Annotated in this window: 13 protein-coding genes; 5 read left to right on the plus strand and 8 right to left on the minus strand. The window is 71.2% G+C overall.

What is annotated here, in order from left to right:
• Nucleotides 1–647: 647 nt before the first annotated feature.
• Entirely contained in the window at nucleotides 648–1,244 is a 597-nt protein-coding gene (locus ABZ260_RS12535) for a site-specific integrase (protein ID WP_355616139.1), read from the plus strand.
• Here ABZ260_RS12535 and ABZ260_RS12540 read toward each other — a convergent pair.
• Complete coding sequence (locus ABZ260_RS12540; RefSeq protein ID WP_355616141.1) at nucleotides 1,241–1,672, minus strand: hypothetical protein; 432 nt, start codon at nucleotides 1,670–1,672, stop codon at nucleotides 1,241–1,243. The genes ABZ260_RS12535 and ABZ260_RS12540 overlap by 4 nt on opposite strands.
• A 149-nt stretch (nucleotides 1,673–1,821) precedes the next feature.
• On the minus strand, nucleotides 1,822–2,733 hold the full coding sequence (locus ABZ260_RS12545) for a hypothetical protein (protein ID WP_355616143.1): 912 nt from the start codon (nucleotides 2,731–2,733) through the stop codon (nucleotides 1,822–1,824).
• Between the two features lie 370 nt (nucleotides 2,734–3,103).
• On the opposite strand from ABZ260_RS12545, the gene ABZ260_RS12550 reads away from it, so the two are divergent.
• On the plus strand, nucleotides 3,104–4,537 hold the full coding sequence (locus ABZ260_RS12550; protein WP_355616145.1) for an aldehyde dehydrogenase: 1,434 nt from the start codon (nucleotides 3,104–3,106) through the stop codon (nucleotides 4,535–4,537).
• A gap of 176 nt (nucleotides 4,538–4,713) precedes the next feature.
• Here ABZ260_RS12550 and ABZ260_RS12555 read toward each other — a convergent pair whose 3' ends face one another.
• The 3 genes from ABZ260_RS12555 to ABZ260_RS12565 are packed head-to-tail and all read right to left on the minus strand — an operon-like array spanning nucleotide 4,714 to nucleotide 8,700.
• The gene (locus ABZ260_RS12555; RefSeq protein ID WP_355616147.1) at nucleotides 4,714–5,850 is read right to left on the minus strand and encodes an acetate kinase; all 1,137 of its coding nucleotides are present in this window, start codon (nucleotides 5,848–5,850) and stop codon (nucleotides 4,714–4,716) included.
• Entirely contained in the window at nucleotides 5,847–7,892 is a 2,046-nt protein-coding gene (pta, locus tag ABZ260_RS12560; protein ID WP_355616149.1) for a phosphate acetyltransferase, read from the minus strand. The genes ABZ260_RS12555 and pta overlap by 4 nt, the downstream gene beginning before the upstream one ends.
• Before the next feature lie 28 nt (nucleotides 7,893–7,920).
• On the minus strand, nucleotides 7,921–8,700 hold the full coding sequence (locus ABZ260_RS12565; protein WP_355616151.1) for an alpha/beta fold hydrolase: 780 nt from the start codon (nucleotides 8,698–8,700) through the stop codon (nucleotides 7,921–7,923).
• Between the two features lie 189 nt (nucleotides 8,701–8,889).
• Here ABZ260_RS12565 and typA point away from each other — a divergent pair, with 189 nt between their 5' ends.
• Nucleotides 8,890–10,743: a translational GTPase TypA gene (gene typA / locus ABZ260_RS12570; RefSeq protein WP_355616153.1), complete on the plus strand. Its 1,854-nt coding sequence runs from the start codon at nucleotides 8,890–8,892 to the stop codon at nucleotides 10,741–10,743.
• A gap of 66 nt (nucleotides 10,744–10,809) precedes the next feature.
• On the opposite strand, the gene ABZ260_RS12575 is transcribed toward typA, so the two are convergent.
• Nucleotides 10,810–13,557, minus strand: a complete 2,748-nt coding sequence (locus ABZ260_RS12575) for a LuxR family transcriptional regulator (protein ID WP_355616155.1) — start codon at nucleotides 13,555–13,557, stop codon at nucleotides 10,810–10,812.
• Between the two features lie 227 nt (nucleotides 13,558–13,784).
• Here ABZ260_RS12575 and ABZ260_RS12580 point away from each other — a divergent pair, with 227 nt between their 5' ends.
• Nucleotides 13,785–16,640: a LuxR C-terminal-related transcriptional regulator gene (locus ABZ260_RS12580; RefSeq protein ID WP_355616157.1), complete on the plus strand. Its 2,856-nt coding sequence runs from the start codon at nucleotides 13,785–13,787 to the stop codon at nucleotides 16,638–16,640.
• Nucleotides 16,641–16,734: 94 nt separating this feature from the next.
• Here ABZ260_RS12580 and ABZ260_RS12585 read toward each other — a convergent pair whose 3' ends face one another.
• Both ABZ260_RS12585 and ABZ260_RS12590 read right to left on the minus strand, forming a co-directional pair.
• Nucleotides 16,735–18,066 carry a discoidin domain-containing protein gene (locus ABZ260_RS12585; RefSeq protein ID WP_355616159.1) on the minus strand — a complete coding sequence of 444 codons (1,332 nt, stop codon included), beginning with the start codon at nucleotides 18,064–18,066 and terminating at the stop codon, nucleotides 16,735–16,737.
• Nucleotides 18,067–18,158: 92 nt separating this feature from the next.
• Nucleotides 18,159–19,481, minus strand: coding sequence for a heparin lyase I family protein (locus ABZ260_RS12590; RefSeq protein WP_355616161.1), 1,323 nt, complete (start codon nucleotides 19,479–19,481; stop codon nucleotides 18,159–18,161).
• Nucleotides 19,482–19,653: 172 nt separating this feature from the next.
• Here ABZ260_RS12590 and ABZ260_RS12595 point away from each other — a divergent pair, with 172 nt between their 5' ends.
• Nucleotides 19,654–20,274 carry a superoxide dismutase family protein gene (locus ABZ260_RS12595; protein ID WP_355616163.1) on the plus strand — a complete coding sequence of 207 codons (621 nt, stop codon included), beginning with the start codon at nucleotides 19,654–19,656 and terminating at the stop codon, nucleotides 20,272–20,274.
• The last annotated feature ends 88 nt before the right edge of the window (nucleotides 20,275–20,362 follow it).

Here is a 20,362-nt window from a genome sequence, read left to right on the forward strand (position 1 = left end):
TCTCCGAATCATCGGGCAGTGATCCTGTGCTCCCCAGCTATCGACTTGCGCCTGAGTCGTGCGCCAGTTGTCACCGCGTATGCCTCGTTCGACAGACACTGCCCTTCCCGTTTACCAGCAAGACGATTGGCAGACCGGCCGATACGACAACCCGCGCAGAAAGTTGCGGAACCCCTCGCCAGCGCCGCCTTGGCTGTTCCTCTCGGCGACTACCCCAGCCTGTTCATCCTGTTCGCCGTGACGTCGGGGGGTGGCTGCTGCCCTTGCCCGGGGCGGGCCCAAGCCCAACGACCTGATCACCTCGTATGCCGTCGCCCCACCGCGAAGCGGCAGCAGGCCGAGAGCGGAGGGTCAAGCGCGGCCTCTTTCTCTCCCAGCGGTCTACTGCGCGAAAGACGCGCGGGCGGCGCCGGCCGGGACCGGCTGGAGAGCCGCAGCCCGGCCGGCTGGCCGACCAGCGCGGCGCGGGACGCCGCAGGCGGACCGCTTTAAAGACGAACAGATAAGTTACGTTCGATCTTGAACAGGACTGATCATCAGGTCATCTGAGCTGCGGATTCGGCGCTGGTCCAGACTCGTTCGAAGCTGTCGAGGTAGGTCGTCGCGGTGTTACCGTGGCCGGTGCCGTCACACGACGCTATGAGGTCATGGTCCAGACGGCCGCGGCGCTCGGGCTGCGCCAAGGAGAGGCGTTCGGCCTGGCCGTCGATGACATCGACCTGGCGGCCAGAGTCGTTCACGTACGACGGCAGGTCAAGATGCTGAAGGACCGTCAGATGCTCTTCGCCCCGCCGAAGGGTGGGAAGGTCCGTGACGTTCCTCTGCCGGAAAGTCTTGCCCTGCGCCTCTCGGATCATCAGGTGGCCTTCCAGCCGGTCGAGATCACGTTGCCCTGGCGGGCACCGGAAGGGCCACTGCACTCGGCAGAGCTGATCTTCACGACCAGACTGCACAGCCTGATCAACCGGACCGAGTTCAACCGCTTCGTCTGGAAGCCGACCTTGATCAAGGCGGGTATCCCGGCGACCCGCGAGAACGGCTTCCACACGCTCCGCCATCACTTCGCCTCGGTACTCCTGGAGCGGGGCGTGTCCATCAAGGCCGTGGCCGACTTCCTCGGACACGCGGACCCCGGTTTCACCCTGCGGACCTACACACACCTGATGCCCTCCAGCGAGGACCGCATGAGGCAGGTCATCGAAGACGTGTGGGCGGCCCCTGGCAGTGCGGCACCAAAGCCTTAGAAGGAAGGCTTCTCGGTGGTGGAGGCGGGCCAGAACTGGAAGAGGAACTCTTCTCTCGGATCCGCCTCGTCGTCGGTGCGAGTGTGGGCCCGCACATGCCAGTCCCGGCCCGGCTCCCCAAGGATCAGGAACCCGTCCTGCACATCCGTGTAGAGCTCCGCCGCGCAGATCTCCCCGGTCTCCGACCGGAACACGCCTGAGGCGACGTCCGCCCAAGGCTCGCGCTGCTCCTCGGGTACGTCGTCCCACGCCTCAAGCCGGATGCTCACGCGGTCGTCGTCCGCGGAGACGCGGCAGCAGTTCGTGATCGCTCCGAACCAGCCGCCGCCCGGGAAGTCACCGGGATCGTAGGCGAACGTCACATCGACCACGAAGAACGTACGGTCGTAGGCGTTCAGCTCGCAGTCGCTGCGAGAGATCAGGGGCACCGCGATCCTCCTCGGGCGAGGTTCTCCGGGCACGTGCCCGCCCCTACCTTCTATCGCGTGCCAGCTGAAGATCATCAAGCGTGAAGTGCCCTGGATGCGCCCTGAAGGCCCCACATGACGAGATCACCGCAGGTCAGGGGCCCAGCAGCTCAGAACATCGAGATGTGCACGTGGTCGATGTGGTTGGCGGTGTTGCCGCCTCGGTTGGACATCATCTTCCAGCCGGCGCCGGTGCGGACGTCGTAGTACTTCTGCTGCCAGATGATGTACATGACCCCGTACTTGTTGCCGTTGTCGATGGCCCACTGGGCGAGGCGGTTGCCGCGCTCCAGGGCATCGGGGGTGGGGACGCGGCCACCGGTGCTCATCATGAAGTCGCAGGCCCGGCCGGTGCCGTGGTCGCCCGGGTCGCCAGGGCGGAGGCAGCCGTAGCCGTAGGGCATGGGGAAGGTCTGCAGCACGACGTTGCGCATGGTGACCGTGCGAGGGGTCAGGCCGCCGTTGCCCGAGGGGGTCTGGAAGCCGTACTTGGCCAGCAGTCCCTCGATCCTGACCCGCTGCCGCTTGAGGTCGGCGATGTCCTTCTTGAGCGCGACGATCTTCGCGTCGGCGGTCTTCTCCGCGGTCTTGGCCTTCTTGATGAGGCTCTTGACCCGGTTGAGCTGGGTGGCGCGGCGGCTGGCCAGGTAGGACATGGTGGCGGCCTGGCTGAGGGCCATGGTGGGGTCGCCCTGGAAGCTCAGCAGGCTGCCGTCGTCCAGGGCGCCGCCCATGTAGGCGGTCTGGGCGAAGCGCACGATGTCGGCTTCGGCGGCCACCAGGGCGCGTTTGAGGCCTCTGGCGTTGACGGTGGCCTTGCTGGCCTGGACCCGGGTCTCCTCCAGGCTCTGCACCTGGCCGCGGTAGTTCTTGTTGAGCTCGGCCGCCTCCTGGGTCAGCCTCTTGAGCTCGGCCTCCGGGTTCGGCCTGGCCGCGCGGAGCGGGGACGCCCCCGCCACGGCCGGCGACAGGAGCAGCACCGCGAGCAGGGCGGCCAGGATCGCCGAGCGAGTCGGTCTCACGCTTCGCTCACCTCCGGCGCCCCCCACTTGGACGGAGCGAAACTATAGAAGACGATCTTGAAGCTCGCCACCGGAACGGAGGAACTCGCGCACCATTGACGAACCATCTGCCCATTTAGGGTGATTTGAGTAAACATTTCCTGACGTGTCACTGGTTTAACCCTGATGAATCCTCGCACAGGGTGCCCCACCTCGCCCATCCGACAGGGACTCCGGCGGAGACTTCTGTCACCCTTGCCATCAGCGACAGAACATGATTCGGTCTCAAGCAGCGGTGGGGCTTGTGGCGCCCTTCCCTGCGGATGACACTATCCAAGCAAGCATTCGCTCAAATTGTGACTCTGGCCCGCCCACCAGGAGGCAACACATCATGCGCCAGCACGACACGCTCTTCATCGGGGGCGACTGGGTGGCCCCCGCCGGGACCGGCACCATCGACGTCATCTCCCCGCACACCGAGGAGGTCGTCGGCCGGGTCCCCGACGGCACCGCCGCCGACATGGACCGGGCGGTGGCCGCCGCCCGCCAGGCGTTCGACCACGGCCCGTGGCCCCGGATGACGATGCCCGAGCGCGCCGCCGTCCTGTCCAGGCTCGCCGAGCTCTACGCGGCCCGCCAGGACGAGATGGCCGAGATCATCACGCTGGAGATGGGCTCCCCGATCACCTTCTCCCAGATGGCCCAGGCCCCGCAGCCGCTCGGCATGCTCCAGTACTACGCCGAGCTCGGCAAGACCTTCCCCGTCGAGGAGGAGCGCCCGGGCACGTTCGGCTCCGTGACCGTACGCCGCGAGCCGGTCGGCGTGGTGGCCGCCGTGGTCCCGTGGAACGTCCCGCAGTTCGTCATCATGATCAAGCTGGCCCCCGCCCTCCTCGCGGGCTGCACGATCGTGGTCAAGCCCGCGCCGGAGACCCCGCTCGACGCCTACCCGCTGGCCGAGATGGTCAAGGAGGCCGGCATCCCCGACGGCGTCGTCAACATCGTCGCCGCCGGACGCGAGGCGGGCGAGCACCTGGTCTCCCACCCGGGCGTGGACAAGGTCGCCTTCACCGGCTCCACCGCCGCCGGGCGCCGCATCGCGGCGATCTGCGGCGAGCAGCTCAAGCGCTGCACGCTCGAACTGGGCGGCAAGTCCGCGGCGATCATCCTGGACGACTGCGACCTGCCCTCCGCGATGGGCTTCCTGTCGATCGCCTCGCTGATGAACAACGGCCAGGCCTGCATCGCCCAGACCCGCATCCTGGCCTCGCGCAACCGCTACGACGAGGTCGTGGACGCGGTCTCGGCGATGGTGCGGGGCATGCCGGTCGGCGACCCGTCCGACCCGGCGACCGGTATCGGCCCGCTGGTCGCCAAGCGGCAGCAGGAACGGGTGGAGGGCTACATCAAGATCGGCATCGACGAGGGGGCCAAGGCCGTCGTCGGCGGCCTCGACCGCCCCCACGACCGCGGCTGGTACGTGGCCCCGACCGTCTTCGCCGGAGCGACCAACGAGATGCGCATCGCCCGTGAGGAGATCTTCGGCCCGGTCCTGGCGGTGATCCCGTACGAGGACGAGGCCGACGCGATCCGGATCGCCAACGACAGCGACTACGGCCTGGCCGGGACGGTGTGGACCGCCGACACCGAGCACGGCATGGACGTCGCCCGCCAGGTGCGCGCCGGCACCTACGGCGTCAACCTCTACATGATCGAGACCAGCTCGCCCTTCGGCGGTTTCAAGAGCAGCGGCCTCGGTCGCGAACTGGGCCCCGAGGGACTGTCGTCCTTCCTGGAGTACAAGTCGATCGCCCGCCTGGGCTGATCCGGAGCCTTCGGGGGTGCCCGTAAGCCGTACGGGCACCCCCACCGGACGTACGGCCCAGCACGCCCCCGCGACGCTGGGCAACCGCCTGACCGTCCCACGGCCCGTCGAACGACGGTCCGTGTCCCCGGACCGGTCACGGCGGATTTCGCACGTCCACCATGGGTAGACGTGCCTTATCTCCCATTGGTTCGCGAAACCACCAGCAGAGTTTGCCGGGCGATCTCGAACTCCTCGTCCGTGGGGATCACCGCGACCCGCACACCGTCCCCGTCAGGGGAGATGATCGTGCCGCCCCGCACGTTGCGCGCCGGGTCCACGGTGATGCCGAGCGCCCCGAGACCGGCCAGCGACCGCTCCCTGACCAGCGCGGAGTTCTCCCCCACCCCTCCGGTGAAGGCGATGACGTCGACGGTGCCGAGGACCGCGTAGTAGGCGCCGACGTACTTGCGGAGCCGGTGGCAGTAGACCGACACGGCCAGCTCGGCGTCCGGGTCACCCTCGCTCACCCGTTCCGCCACCGCGCGCATGTCGTTGTCACCGCAGAGGCCGAGCATCCCGCTGCGGCGGTTGAGCAGCACGTCGATCTCGTCGAGGGACATGCCTCCGGCACGCGCCAGATAGAGGACGACCGCCGGGTCCAGGTCGCCGCTGCGGGTGCCCATGACGAGGCCCTCCAGCGGGGTCATGCCCATGGACGTGTCCACGCACCGCCCCGCGGACACCGCCGAGGCGCTGGCCCCGTTGCCGAGGTGCAGGACGATCACGTTGGCCTCCGGCCGGTCCGCGAGGAGCGCGGCCTGGCGGGAGACGTACGCGTGTGAGGTGCCGTGGAAGCCGTAGCGCCGCACGCCCAGCCGCTCGGCCACCCCCCGGTCGATCGCGTACGTCGAGGCGGCCGGGGGGATCGTCGCGTGGAAGGCGGTGTCGAAGACGGCCACCTGCGGCAGATCGGGGCGGAGCCGCCGCGCCACCTCGATGCCCATCAGGTTGGCGGGGTTGTGCAGGGGGGCGAGCGGGATGAGCTCCTCGATCCTCCTGACCACCTCGTCGGTGATCAGTGTGGGCTCGGCGAAGGTCGTGCCGCCGTGCACCACCCGGTGCCCGATCGCGACGAGCTCGGGAGAGTCGAGCCCCAGCCCTTCGGCGGCGAGCAGGTCGGCGACCACCTTCAGGGCCGCCCGGTGATCGGGCACCGGGGAGCCGAGCTCGCCGATCCGCTCCACCACTCCCGAGGCCAGGTGCTCGGCACCGCTCAGCAGCCGGTACTTCACCGAGGACGACCCGGAGTTGAGGACCAGCACCCGGCTCACAGCTTGACCTCCTGTGCCTGGATGGCGGTGATGGCGACGGTGCTCACGATGTCGTCGACCAGGGCGCCGCGTGACAGGTCGTTGACCGGCCGGCGCAGTCCCTGCAGAACCGGCCCGACCGCGACGGCCCCGGCCGAGCGCTGCACCGCCTTGTAGGTGTTGTTGCCGGTGTTCAGGTCCGGGAAGATCAGCACGGTCGCCCGGCCCGCGACCCGCGACCCGGGCAGCTTGGCCGCGGCGACGCGGGCGTCCACCGCCGCGTCGTACTGGATGGGCCCCTCGACCAGCAGGTCCGGCGCGCGCTCGGCGACCAGGGCGGTGGCGGCGCGGACCTTGTCGACGTCGGCGCCGCTGCCCGACTCGCCGGTGGAGTAGGACAGCATCGCGACCCTCGGCTCGACGCCGAAGCGCTCCGCCGTACGGGCCGAGGAGATCGCGATGTCGGCGAGTTGCTCGGCGTCCGGGTCGGGGTTGATCGCGCAGTCGCCGTAGACGAGCACCCGGTCGGCCAGGCACATGAAGAACACCGAGGAGACGATCGAGGTGCCGGGGACCGTCCTGATGATCTGGAAGGCGGGCAGGATCGTCGCGGCCGTGGTGTGCGCGGCCCCGGAGACCATGCCGTGCACGAGGCCCCGGTGCAGCATCATCGTGCCGAAGAAGTTGACGTCGGCGACCACGTCCACGGCCCGCTCGAAGGTGACGCCCTTGTGCGCCCGCAACCCGGCGTACTCCTGGGCGAACGACTCGCGCAGCGGCGAGGTCAGCGGATCGACGACGGTCACGCCCGACGGGTCGAGGCCGAGGTCGGCGATCCGCCGCCGTACCACGTCCTCCCTGCCCAGCAGGGTGATGTCGACGATGCCGCGCCGCAACAGGATGTCCGCCGCCCGCAGGATGCGGTCCTCCTCGCCCTCGGGCAGCACGATGTGCCGCCGGTCGGCCCGCGCCCGCTCCAGCAGGGTGTGCTCGAACATCATCGGGGTGACCCGCTTCGAGCGGGTCAGCTCGATCCGGTCGGCCAGGGCGGCGGCGTCCACGTGGGCCTCGAAGTGGCCCAGCGCCGTCTCGATCTTGCGGGGGTTGTCCGCGGTGAGCCGCCCCTCCAGGCCCGCCAGGATGGTCGCCACCTCGAAACTGCCCCCGTCGGCCGCGAGCACCGGCATGCCGGGCGCCAGGCGGGCTGTGAGCGCCCGTACGGCCGCCGTGGGCCGCTCCCCCACGGTGAGCACGACCCCGGCCGGTCTCACCGCACCGGCCGCCTCGGCGGCCAGCGAGACCAGCAGCAGGTCCGCGCGGTCGCCCGGTGCGATCACCAGCGCGCCGTCGACCAGGTGCTCCAGGAACACCGGGAGCGTCGCACCGCCGAACACGAACCCGAACACGTCGCGGAGCAGGCTGTCCTCGTCGCCCTGGATCAGCTCCGCCTCCACCGCCCGCATGACCTGCCCGACGGTCGGCGCCGACAGCGACGGCCGCTCGGGGATGGCGTAGCAGGGGACCGGGAGCTCACAGTCGACGACCGTGCCCTCGGGCACCCGGTTGGCGATCACCGCGAGCACGGTGCAGCCCAGGTCGGAGAAGACCTGGTAGCCGGTGCGCATCTCGGCCGCGATCTCCTCGGCGGCATCGCCGTGCGCGCCCACCACCACGATCACCGGGGCGCCGAACTCGGCGGCCAGGCGGGCGTTGAAACCCAGCTCGCGCGGCAGGTCGTCGGTGTCGAAGTAGCTGCCGAGCACCAGCAGCGCGTCACACTCCCGCTCCAGCGTGTGGAAGCGGGCGACCAACCGGCCGACGAGCTCCTCGACGCCCCGCTCCGCGTAGATCTCCGCGGCCTCCTCGGCGCTCACCCCCGTCACCGCGGCGGCGGGGCGGTACCTGCTCCTGAGCAGTTCCAGGATGCGGTCCTCGCCGTCCCCGGTGATCGGCCGGAACACCCCTGTGCGGCCGGTCCTCCGGGTGAGCAGCTCCATCAGGCCGAGCTCGACGATCTGCCTGCCGTCTCCCCGCCCGAGACCTGCCACATAGATGCTCCGCATGCGCCCCATCCCCCGCTGTAACCGATCCTCAAAAGGAGTAAACACCCTCCGGCGGACCGAAACGGGCGACGGCCCACCCACCGATGCGGCGGACCAGTTCCGGGGTGGCCGCCGACTCCGCGTGGCCGTACCCGGGCTCGACCCACAGCTCCTTCGGCTCGCTCGCGTACCCGTAGATCTGGTACGCGTGGTCGAGGGGGAAGAACGGGTCCGCGTCCCCGTGCACGACGAGCAGTGGCGCCGGTGAGATCTTCGCGGCCGCCGCGTACGGCGCCAGCGGCAACGGGTCCCACACGCCCTTCATGATCCGGGTGTTCTTGCCCAGCCGGGTGAACAGCCGCCCGACCGGCCTCTCGATCGCCCAGTGCACCTGGCGCATCGGCCGGGTCCCCCGGTAGTACCACCGCGCCGGCGCGCTCACCGACACCACCGCGTCCACCCCGCCGAGCACCCCCGCGTGCCGCAGGGCCACCGCCCCGCCCAGGGAGAACCCGACGGTCACCACCCTGCGGTAGCCGATCGCCCGCGCGTGCCGCACCGCCGCGTCCAGGTCGAGGATCTCCAGGTCGCCCACCGTCGACAGTCCCCCCGAGCGGCCGTGCCCCCGGAAGTCGAACGCCACCACCCCGCCGAACCCGCTGAGCACGTGGGCGATGCGGCGGGTGGCGCGTTCCCTGTGCGATCCGGTGAAGCCGTGGGCCAGCACGATCCCGAGGTCGGCCGCCCCGCGCGGCGGGGTGTGCGCGGCATCGATCCGCAGATTGTCCCGGGTCATGAGCATCACGGGGAACGACGGCGCGTAGGGCATGGATCCGAGCTTAGGGATCGCCCGTCCCGACCGGCCTCATCCGGCCTCATCCGGCGCGGACAGGGGGCTCGGAGCGTGAATTGCCGCACTTCATCTGTCGGAGGCGTGAGAGCGATTGTCCGGATCAACTAAAATGGGAGAGCCGCAGGTTCCGCGGCCGCCTCCACGATCACAGAGTGAGACTCCATCATGCCTTTGAACAGCCGCGACGACCTGCGGAACATCGCGATCATCGCGCACGTCGACCACGGCAAGACCACTCTCGTGGATGCCATGCTCTGGCAGTCGGGCGCATTCCGCGTCAACCAGGACGTGGACGACCGTGTCATGGACTCCAACGACCTCGAACGCGAGAAGGGCATCACCATTCTCGCGAAGAACACCGCGGTCAAGCACGGCGGTATGACGCTCAACATCATCGACACCCCCGGCCACGCCGACTTCGGCGGCGAGGTCGAGCGGGGTCTGTCCATGGTCGACGGCGTGGTGCTGCTGGTCGACGCCTCCGAGGGCCCGCTGCCGCAGACCCGGTTCGTGCTGCGCAAGGCGTTCGCCGCCAAGATGCCGGTCATCCTGTGCATCAACAAGGTCGACCGCCCCGACGCCCGGATCAAGGAGGTCGTGGACGAGGTCTACGAGCTCTTCATCGACCTGGACGCCACCGAGGAGCAGATCGACTTCCCGATCGTCTACGCCTCGGCCAAGGCCGGCCGCGCCTCGCTCAACCGTCCCGACGACGCCGCCATGCCGGATTCCGAGGACCTGGAGCCGCTGTTCGAGGTGATCAAGGACACCATCCCGGCGCCGACGTACGACCCGACGGCCCCGCTGCAGGCGCACGTCACCAACCTCGACGCCTCCTCCTACCTGGGCAGGATCGCGCTCTGCCGCGTCCACCAGGGCACCATCAAGAAGGGCCAGCAGGTCGCCTGGTGCCGCACCGACGGCACCATCCAGCGAGTGAAGATCACCGAGCTGCTGATGACCGACGCGCTGGAGCGCAAGCCCGCCGAGGATGCGGGTCCCGGTGACATCATCGCGATCGCCGGCATTCCGGACATCATGATCGGCGAGACCCTCGCCGACCCGGACGACCCGCGCCCGCTGCCCCTCATCACGGTCGACGAGCCCGCGATCTCCATGACCATCGGCACGAACACCTCGCCGCTGGTCGGCAGGGTCAAGGGTTCCAAGGTCACCGCCCGCATGGTCAAGGACCGGCTGGACAAGGAGCTCGTCGGCAACGTGTCGCTGCGCGTCCTGCCGACCGACCGCCCCGACGCCTGGGAGGTGCAGGGCCGCGGCGAGCTGGCGCTGGCCATCCTGGTCGAGCAGATGCGCCGCGAGGGCTACGAGCTGACCGTCGGCAAGCCGCAGGTCGTCACCAAGCTCATCGACGGCAAGGTCCACGAGCCGGTCGAGCGGGTGACCATCGACTGCCCGGAGGAGTACCTCGGGGCGATCACCCAGCTGCTGGCCGTCCGCAAGGGCCGCATGGAGCACATGACCAACCACGGCACCGGCTGGATCCGGATGGAGTTCGTGGTCCCGGCCCGCGGCCTGATCGGCTTCCGCACCGAGTTCCTGACCGAGACCCGCGGCACCGGCATCGTGAACCACGTGTTCGAGAACTACGAGCCGTGGTTCGGTGAGCTGCGCACCCGCAACAACGGCTCGCTGGTGGCCGACCGGCCGGGCCCGGTGACCCCGTTCGCCATGCTGAACCTGCAGGAGCGCGGCGTGCTGTTCGTCCAGCCGACCACCGAGGTCTACGAGGGCATGATCGTCGGTGAGAACTCGCGCTCCGACGACATGGATGTGAACATCACCAAGGAGAAGAAGCTCACCAACATGCGCTCCTCGACGAGCGACACGACGGAGACGCTGATCCCGCCGCGCCAGCTCTCGCTGGAGCAGGCGCTGGAGTTCATCCGCGAGGACGAGTGCGTGGAGATCACGCCGGAGAACGTGCGCATCCGCAAGGTCGTCCTCGACGCCTCGACCCGCGCCAGGACCACCGCCCGCGCCAAGCGCGCCAACTGATCGCCACCGGCCCTGTCCGGCCCGCGTCACCACGCGGGCCGGGCCTGGTCGGGGCCTGCGGCACCGTCACCCGCCGCCCTTCCGGTCCGGTGACAGCGGGAGTACGGCGCCGAGTTGCCGGCGGCTGTGGACGCCCAGCTTGTGATAGGCCCTCCCCAGCAGATTGGTCACGGTACGCACCGAGACGCCGAGGTTCGCGGCTATGGCGGAGTCGCTGAGCCCCGCCGCCGCCAGCTCGCACATCTCCCGCTCCCTGCTGGTCAGGGCCGTAGAGCCCGCGAAGGACGGGGGCCACGGGGGACGGTGGCCGTCACAGCGTTCGACGAGGTCGTCGAGGTGCCGTCGCGCCGCGTGGCCGCCGCCGGGCGCCGCACTCGCGGCCTCCAGGGCCAGTCCCAGATAGCCGAGCTCGGCGAACCGGTCGGCGATGCCGCGCAGCACCGCGCCGTCGCGCGCGGTCAGCGCCTCGGCGTGGTCGGCGAAGAGTTCGAAGAGCGGGCTGTCGCAGGCGCCCGCGGCCTCCCGAAGGCGGGCCGCGGCCCTGGACGACGGGCGGAGACGGACGTGGTAGTAGGCGCACTCGACCCCGGTGGTGAGCCGCGAGTCGCGTAGGTAGCGGTCAGCGAGCCGATTGGCGAGATCGGTGGCGTGGGCCAGCCTGCCGGAGTGGGCGAGCAACCGGATCCGGCTGAACTCCAGCCTGTCGCGCAGTCCCAGATCGCCGGGTATCAGCTCGCGGAGCCGGTCCAGCTCCTGGAACGCCTCCTGCGAGCGTCCGAGGGCGGCGACGCACACGGCGTACTCGCAGCCGATGAAGACCCGCATCGGAAACGGTACGTGCTCGTCGACCAGCGCTCGCGCCTCCCGCAACGGGGCGAGCGCCCGCCGCGGCGAGCCCGCCCACAGCCGGCAGTGACCCCGCACGTGCCCGACGATGGCGACTTCCGACGGCTCCGCGCGTCGTACGGCCTCCTCGTAGTAGGTGTCGACGAGGAGAAGCGCCTCGCGGAGCCGGCCCGCCAGGACGAGCGCGTGAACGTGGCAGGCCGCGGCCGAGCCCCGCATGGCGGGCCACCGCGCCGGCAGTCTCAGCGGCCCCCGGTCGAAGTCCTCCGCCGCCCGCGCCGGCCTGCCGCGGAAGGTGAGCCGGTAGGCCCGCAGGACCGTGGCGGCATCGGCGACCAACGGGTTCAACGGGCCGCGAGCGGGGGTCGTGGGCGGCCCGGTCCCGGACGCGGTCCCGGCGAGGGGCGCCGCGGTCCCGGCGAGCGGGGTGGGCTCGGTCGCCGGGGTGGCTCTGGTGAAGAGCGCGAGTCCGAGTTCGGCCACGCGGAGGTCGGCGGATCGTTCCGTGCCCGGATGGCGTGCCATCGTCTCGTGCGCGTCGTCGGGCCGGCTGAGCCCCCAGAACAGGTTCAGCGAGCGCAGCGCCACCGTCTCGGCGGTGCCTCCCCCATGGTCGGCCAGCAGGCGCTCGCCGTCCGCCGCCCGTCCCTGGGCGATCAGCGCCTGGCCCCGGAGGACCGCGCCCGGCGCGCCGGGGACGTGACGGGCGAGACTCTCGGCGAGCACGGGGTCGCCCGAGGCGAGCGCGCGCCCACCCGCCACCAGTGCCTGTGACGCCGGGACGTCGAGGTCGGCCTCCAGCCGCCAGAGCACCGCCGCCGGGTCGCCGGGGTCGGGCACACCCACCTCGCCCGCGGCGGCCACCAGCTCCCGGTATCTCTGCCTTCGCCGCAGGGGTCCGATCCCGGCGAGCAGTGCCTGCCGGTGAAGCGGATGGGACATGGTGACCTCGTCCGTTCCCCCACGTGGGGTGAGGGTGATGACGGCCCGATGCGCCAGTTCCCCGACGATCGCGGGTCCGGCCAGGTGCTCGGCCGTCGCCCGGGGGAGGGACCCCGTCAGGGCGACGTATTCCAGCGCCCTCGTCTCCCCCGCACCGAGCGTGGCGAGGTCGGCCGCGACGAGCTCGTGCAGGCGGGGGTGGCCGCCGGGAGAGCCGCGCCAGGACCAGACCTCGCGCGATCGCGCGAGGTCCCCGGTTTCGAGGCCGATGCCGACGACGCGCCGGAGCAGCAGCGGGTTCCCGCGGGTGATCCGCCACAGCACGTCGGCGGTGAGCCCGTCGACCGGCCCTTCCAGGACGTCGGCGAGCAGGTGGAGGACGACGGCACGGGAGAGGTTCGCCACGGGCAGTACGACCAGCGGTCCCCTGCCGCACACCCGGGCGAGGGGTCCGTCGAGAGGCGCCCCGGAGCGCGCGGTGAGAAGCAGCGTGACGTCCCCGGTCCTGACGAGGTCGCCCACGACGGCGGCCGAGGCCGCGTCGAGCTGGTCGACGTCGTCGATGCCGAGCACGATCCGCCGGGCCGGACCCCCACCCTCTGCCCCTTCCGTGGCGGCGTCGTGAACGTCGCCCGGGACGCCCCTCGGAGCATCATCGCGAGCACCGTCGCGAGCACCGTCGCGAGCACCGGCCAGCAGGCCGGAAACGACGGAAAGCCCGGAAGGGGAGCCGGTGGAACCACCGAAGACGCGCAGGGCGGCGATCCCCACCCCGGAGATGTCCCGGGTGGCCTCGGTCGCGGCGCCCCGGATGATCAGGGTTCCCGTCGCGGCGGACAGGTCGAGGACGAGGTCCGCGAGGCGGGTCTTGCCCACCCCGGGCTCACCGGTGAGGAGCACCCCCGATCCCGGGGACATCGCCAGCGCCGCGAGGATCTCGCGCACCTCCTCCTCCCGGCCGGCCGTGGGCCATCCCCCGCCGGCGACGGCCCCAAGGGCGTCGAAGGCTCCGGAACCGTCGATCATGACCTCCGGATGTCCGGGCCTGCTCCCGTCTGGCTGATTTCCCGCCGATCGGTCCCCGCGCCGGTTCACAACCCTCCGGCTGTCTCGCGATCGCCGTTCCCCGCACCGGCTCCAGGCGCCGGTGAGTTGGATTATTCATGGGCCGCCACAGATTCCACGTGATATTCCTCCCATAATCGTGGGTAAAGGTTGACTCCTGATGAACTTCCGGCGTTGAGGGAGGTCATGTGCGCCCGTACGGCGACGCGCCGGAGGCGATGTCCCATGACGAGCCCCACGGCGGGCACGGCACCGGCGCCGGGAACCACCGCCCCGCCTGGCCCTTCGTCGGACGGGCGGCCGAGACCCGGGCCGCCGTGGCCCGGCTCGGGCGGCAGGGCGAGCCGGGCGTGCTGCTCGTCGGCGAGGCGGGAGTCGGCAAGTCCCGGCTGCTGGACCCGATCGTGCTCGGCTGCCGTGACGAGGGCATGCACGTCGTCGTGACGGCCGGGGCCGAGGCGTCGAGCGGCCTGCCGTTCGCGACGATGGCGGCCCTGCTGCCCGAACAGGTCCACCGGGACACGGCGAACGTCTTCGGCGCCGCCGCCGGCGCGCTGCGCGAGGCCGCGGGCGACCGCACGTGCGTCGTGGTCATCGACGACGTGCATCACCTCGACGAGGTGTCCGTCGCCCTGGTCCAGCATCTGGCCGCCACCGCGGGGGCGCGCGTCCTCGCCACGGCCAGGACCGGCCGCACGGACGCGCCGGCCGTCACGGCGCTGCTGCGCCGTCCCTTCGTCCAGACGTCGGCGGTCGAGCCGCTGGACCGCGCGACGGTCGGCGCCCTGCTCGGCGCGGCGCTGGACGGGCCGGTCGACGGGCTGACCGTCGACCGGCTGTGGCGCGTCACGCGAGGCAACCCGCTGTTCCTCCGCCATCTCGTGGAGGCCTGCCTGGCCTCGGGAACCTTGCACCGGGTCAGCGAGATGTGGCGGTGGAAGGGCCGGATACCGTCCCAGCACGGGCTGCGCGACCTGGTCGCGGGCCTGCTCGGCGGCCTCACCGGTGACGAGGCCCGTGCGCTGTCGTACGTGGCGCACGCCGAGCCGGTGTCGCTCGACGTGATCGAGGCGCTCGTGGACACGTCCGTACTGGTGGAGCTGGAACAGCGCGCACTGATCGCGGTCGAGCGGGTACACCGCGACCTCGTGGTCCGGCTGGGGCATCCGCTGTACGGCGAGACCGTCCGGGCCCGATCCGGCCCGGACGAGCGCCGGGACATCTACCGCACGCTCGCCCGCGCGGTGGTCCACGGCCGGGCGGCCGTGGACCAGGCGCGGCTGCGAGCGGTGACGTGGCAGCTGGCCGCGGGCGACCCGGTGCCCGGCGACCAGGTGGTGGGCGCCGCCTCCGACGCGCTGGCGCGCTGCGACGCCCCGCTGGCCGAACGGCTGGCACGCCACGCCGGCACCACGTCGGGCGCGGACGTGCTGGCGCGGGCCCTGGTCGCCCAGGACAAGGCGACCGAGGCGGAGTACCTGCTGGGCAGGCGCATGTCCGGCGGGACCGGTTCGCCGGACGAGCTCGCCAAGGTGGCGGCGTTGCGCGCGCTCAACCTGTTCTGGAACCTGCGGCGCCCCGCCGAGGCGGAGAAGATCGTCCGGCAGGCCCGTGCCGCGGGTCCCCTGGACGGGGAGGCCACCGCCGAGCTGGCCGTCGCCGAGCTGGCGCTGATCGCCTTCGGCGACGGCGCGACGGGGCTCGTCTCCGATCTGGTCCCGGCCGACCTGGCCCAGCTGTCCGCCGGGGTGCGGGACGGCGTGATCGCGAGCGTCTGCGACCCGCTCCAGGCGTACCTGAACATCTACCTCGGCCGGCCCTCGCAGGTGGCCGACGGCTACGCGGCGGGGCGGCTGGGCGCACCTCGGGTGTGGGGCGCGATGGGTGCCGCCACGGCGGCCTGTCACGTGCAGGCCCTCGCCCTGGCGGGCCGGCTCGGCGAGGCGTTCGCCGTGGCCCGCTCCGGCTACCGGGCGGCCGTCGAGCGGGAGGTCTCGGCCGAGGCCGCGCTGCTCACCTTCGAGCTGGGCATCTGCGAGGTGTGGGCGGGACGGCCGAGCCGGGCGCTGCCCCACTTCCGGGAGGCCCGCACGCTCCTCGACCGCCACGTGCCCTTTCCGATCCAGATCTACGTCTTCGCCGAGCACGCCGCCTGCCTGGCCGCCGTGGGCCGGTTCGACGAGGGGCGCCGGACGCTGGAGGAGATCACCCGCCGGCTGCCCGCCACGTCGAACCTGCACAGCCACCTGGACCTGGCGAGGCTCCGCGTCGACGCCCTGGCCGACGGGAAACGGGCGGGAAGCGGGACCGGCCGAGCAGCGGAGGCCGGGGCGGGCCGGGCGAAGGTCGCGGAGGCCGTGGCCTCGCTGGGCACGCGTTACCGGTCGGCGGGGTGGTTCACCAAGGCGGTCGAGGCGTTCTACCACTCGGTACGGCTGAGCCCCTCGCGCGCCGTCGCGGAGGCCCTGCACGAGGTCGTCGCCCGCTGCGACAGCGAGCTGTTCACGCTGTTCGACCGGCACGGCCGGGCGGCCGCCGGCGGGGACGTCGACGCCCTGCTCTCCGTGGCGGACGAGCTGGCGGAGCGCGGGTACAACAGCCTGGCCAGGGAGGCCCTGTCGACCGCGACCGACTTCGCCGCCCGGCGGGGCGCGGAACGCCTGGTGGCCCGGTTACGGATCCAGGGGCGTGACCTGGCCCGGCTGTGCGAGGGGTACGGGCCGCCGTGGGCGGTACGGGCCGAGCCGCAGGCGGCGCTGAGCGAGCGCGAGCGCGAGACGTGCGAGCTCGCGGCGGGCGGCATGACCAACGACGCCATCGCCGAGCACCTCGGCCTGTCCAGGCGGACGGTCGCCAACCACCTGCAACGCGCCTACGGCAAGCTCGGCGTCCGGGGACGGGAGGACCTGCCACAGGCCCTCGGCCTGCCCCGCCCCGTACCGCCGGTGGGCCTGACCTGGCTCGCGCCGGACCCACCCGGCGAGGGGACCGGGCTCGGCGGCACCCGCACCCGGGACGACCCGGGAAAGCCCGATGAGACGTAGCGGCGTCGCCTTTCCTGAGGCCATGGACACCGCCCGGACGGTGGGTCGTGGGACACCACCGGCCGGGCGGATCGACAGGCATGGATGCGACAGGTCAGGAGGCGCCGATGGCGGTGGCCTCGGCGATACTGGCCCAGCCGTTGCCCGCGGAGCTGTTCCACCACGAGATGCGGACGAACCGGGCCTGGTGCCGTGGGAAGCGGTACGGTTCCGCGTTCAGAGTGGTGCCCGAACTGCGGCCCTCCGCCACCTTGGTGTAGGTCACGTTGTCCGGTGAGGTGTAGACGGTGTAGTCGTTCCACCGTTTGTCGCCCTGGTACCAGGCGACGTCGACCCCGCACACCGGCCGCGAGGCACCCAGGTCGAGCACCAGGTTCGCGCCCTTCCCCTCCCCCGACCAGCGCGTCGCCGGCTTCCCGTCGATCGCGTTCGCGGGCGGATTGGCCGCCTCCCACGTACTGGCGGTGGCACCGGCGGGGGTGAGTCTCACCGGGCAGGGTTCCGCCTGGCCGGCGGGGTCGATCTCCCGGACGCTGAGCCTGCTCACGTCGACCCTGGTGGCGTCGTCCCAGCGGAACGCCGCCTTCGGGCCGCCCCAGGTCACCTTCTCGGTACGGGTGCCGCCGCAGGGGTTGTCCGTGTCGATGGACCATCCACCGGTGTCGTCACGGGAGGTGACGCGGGTCCAGGTGTTGTTCCCCGCCCGGTCGAGGTACGCCTCCACCCGCACGCCGCCGGGGATGTCGTACATGACGACCTTGAAACCGATCATCTTGCCCTTGATCGAGGCGCCGCCACCGGTGTAGGTGCCGTTCGCGTATCCGTCGCCCTTGCGGTGGTAGATCTCCTTCTCGACCTTGACGGCCCCGTCGGCGTAGCGCAGGTCCGCCTTGTAGGCGGTACCCCAGCACGCGTCGGGAGTCTGGCCGCTGCCGGTGTGCCGGGCGCCGCGGGCGTACCAGGTGAAGGCGTCCCCGTCGTCGGTGCCGCTGACGTAGCGGACGTATCCGGTGATCTCCACGTTCCGCCAGTCGTTGCGGTCGTGCATGAAGCCCCGCGAGCGCAGGTCGGGCTGGCGCCAGACGAGGTCGTCCTCGTGCTCGTCCTGGTCGTAGGTGGTCGTGGAGACACCGATCCGGGTGGCGGTGTTCCGCACGGTGAAGGTGCCGTCCGAGTTGGGCACCAGGGTCGCCCCGTCGAGGCGGGGGTCGGCGGCGGGGGTCTTCGACAGGTGCCAGACCTGCCCCCCGGCCTTGGTCGGATAGATCATGGTCACGCCGTCGACGGGGTCGGGGCCGACCAGCGGCGCCAGGGCCGGGTCCAGGGTGGGGGCCGGGGTGGGGGCACCGGTGGTGAACCCGGTGGTGGACAGGGTGCCGGCCGCGGCCAGCGCGATCATCAGGGAAAGGGGGCGGGGTCGTCGCATCGGGAGTCGCCTCTCCGTGGGGGAATTCACCGGGGGAGCCCCCGTGCCGCGCGGCGGCGGCACGGGAGCGGTGGGATCGCGTGCGGCACCGGTCAGGAGCCGAGGACGGCCGCCTCGGTGATGCTCGCCCAGTCGTTCTGCGGGTTCTGCCAGAAGGAGATCTTCACGTACCTGGCGTCACGCGGACCGTTCGTGAACAGCCTCTGCTCAAGCCCGGTCGTCGTGCCCGAGCTCCGGCCCTCCCACGCCTTGGTGTAGGTCACGTTGTCCAGCGAGGTGTAGACGGTGTAGTCGTTCCACCGCTGGTCGCCCAGGTGCCAGGCGACCCGGGTGCCGCACAGGCGGCGCACCGAGCTCAGTTCCAGGAACAGCGAGGCGCCGAAGCCCTGCCCCGACCAGCGGGTGGACAGGTTGCCGTCGACGGCCTGCGCCGGCGGGTTGATCGGCTCGAAGGTGGTCGCGGACGCGGCCGCTATCGGGAGGGTGGCCGTGCCGCAGTCCGTGCCGCCGGTCGGTCTCACGTCCTCGTAGCCGGCCCGCTCGTCGCCCAGCCGCAGCGCGTCGTAGTACATGACCCGCTGGGTGGTGGTGGACTGTGACTGGGCCTTGTTCCAGTCCCATTTGTAGATGCCGAACTTGAAGTACGGCGAGTACGGGCCTCCCGCGTGCGTGGCGCCGGTATACGGCGGCAGGGCCACCTGCCCGTCGCGCCACACCTCCAGTACTCCCTTGTCGTCGGTGCGCCACTTGACGTGGAAGACCCAGTCGGTCCACCTTCCGGTGGCGTAGGGGCCGAGGTCGATGATGTTCCCCCGAAAGTCGATCTTCCAGTGCCCCTCGTCGGTGAGCAGCGCCAGCGGCGGTGAGCCACCCGGGCAGTTGCTCTCGTCGCACTGGTGCCACTGGCTCACGATCTCGGCCGAGGGGTCGTGGACCCAGTCGGCGGGCAGGTTGATGCTGAAGCCGTACCACCGCTCGGCGTTGACGGGCTGCCTGTTGCCCTGGCTGATCTCGGCGCGCTTGCCATTGGAGATCACGGGATCGTTCTTGTTGAGCTGGAAGCGCGCCGCGTAGGAGCCGTCCCGCACCGGGCTGGTCACGGTGGTGGCACCGTGACTGCTCGCCCACTGCTTGATGAAGCCGGGCGGCGGGGCTCCCGGTATGGTCCGGTCGGCGGCGTTCTCCCAGTTCAGGGTCCTGAAGACGCCCGCGGGATCGGCGCTCGCCGACTGCGCGGACAGCGTCGAACCCCCGAGCGCCATCGCCAGCGCCGCCGCGGTCAGTGCCACGGCTCTCTTCCAGATCACTGTCATCAGCTCCCCAGTGGCAACCCGTGCCCCCGCCACTCCGGCGCGGGCCGCGTGCTTGCCGGTATCCGTTGAGCACAGCGTTCCGGAGCGCTCCGTGGCGGTCATGAGTAAGCGATGCTCAATGCCCGATGACCGGGTGTCAGGGGCTCCGGTAAGGCTGAACCCGCAGGAGCGCGGCGTGGTGACGCGGGCGCCCGCCCTTCCTGGGATATGAACCTGTGCTGGGGCCGCTCCCCTCCACAGCGGGGGAGCCCGGAAACCGTACGGGGGATCTCTCATGTTTCGCAGGACCTGTCTCGTCCTGGCCGTCGCGCTCGGCGCGCCGGTGGCCGGCACCGGCACGGCCGCCCAGGCGACCTCACACGTACCGCGACAGCCCTGGCCGTCGGCCGAGGCCGTCATCAAGGACACGGCCGGAAAGAACGTCGGCTTTCTGAGCATCGACCACAGGCTGTACAACAAGTCCAGGCTCACGGTCACCGTCAGCGGCCTGAACGCCGGCTATCACGGCTTCCACATCCACACCAGGGGCGTCTGCGATCCCAAGGCGGTCGACCCGGTCACCGGCAGCCCCTTCTCCAGCGCGGGCGCGCACTTCACCATCCACCCGGCCACGCACGGCGAGCACTCCGGCGACCTGCCCAACCTCCTCGTCGCCGAGGACGGCACCGGCGAGACCACGGTCGTGACCGACCGCTTCCGGGTGGGCCAGCTCTTCGACTCCGACGGCAGCTCCATCGTCATTCACACGCTGCCCGACAACCACGCCAACATCCCCGACCGCTACCGCCCCGCCGATCCCGGCGACCCGGCCGGCGGCAGCGGCCCGGACGCGGAGACCCTCAAGGCGGGAGACTCCGGCGGACGCGTCGCCTGCGGCGTGATCACCAGGAACTAGGCCCTGTCCTGCGGATCTTGCCGTGGCGAGGATCGGTCAGGTGGTGTCTCGCAAGGCGGAGGAGGGAGCCGCAGCGTGCTGCGGTGAC

It is taken from the genome of Streptosporangium sp. NPDC006013 (genome assembly GCF_040614275.1).
Lineage (GTDB): Bacteria > Actinomycetota > Actinomycetes > Streptosporangiales > Streptosporangiaceae > Streptosporangium.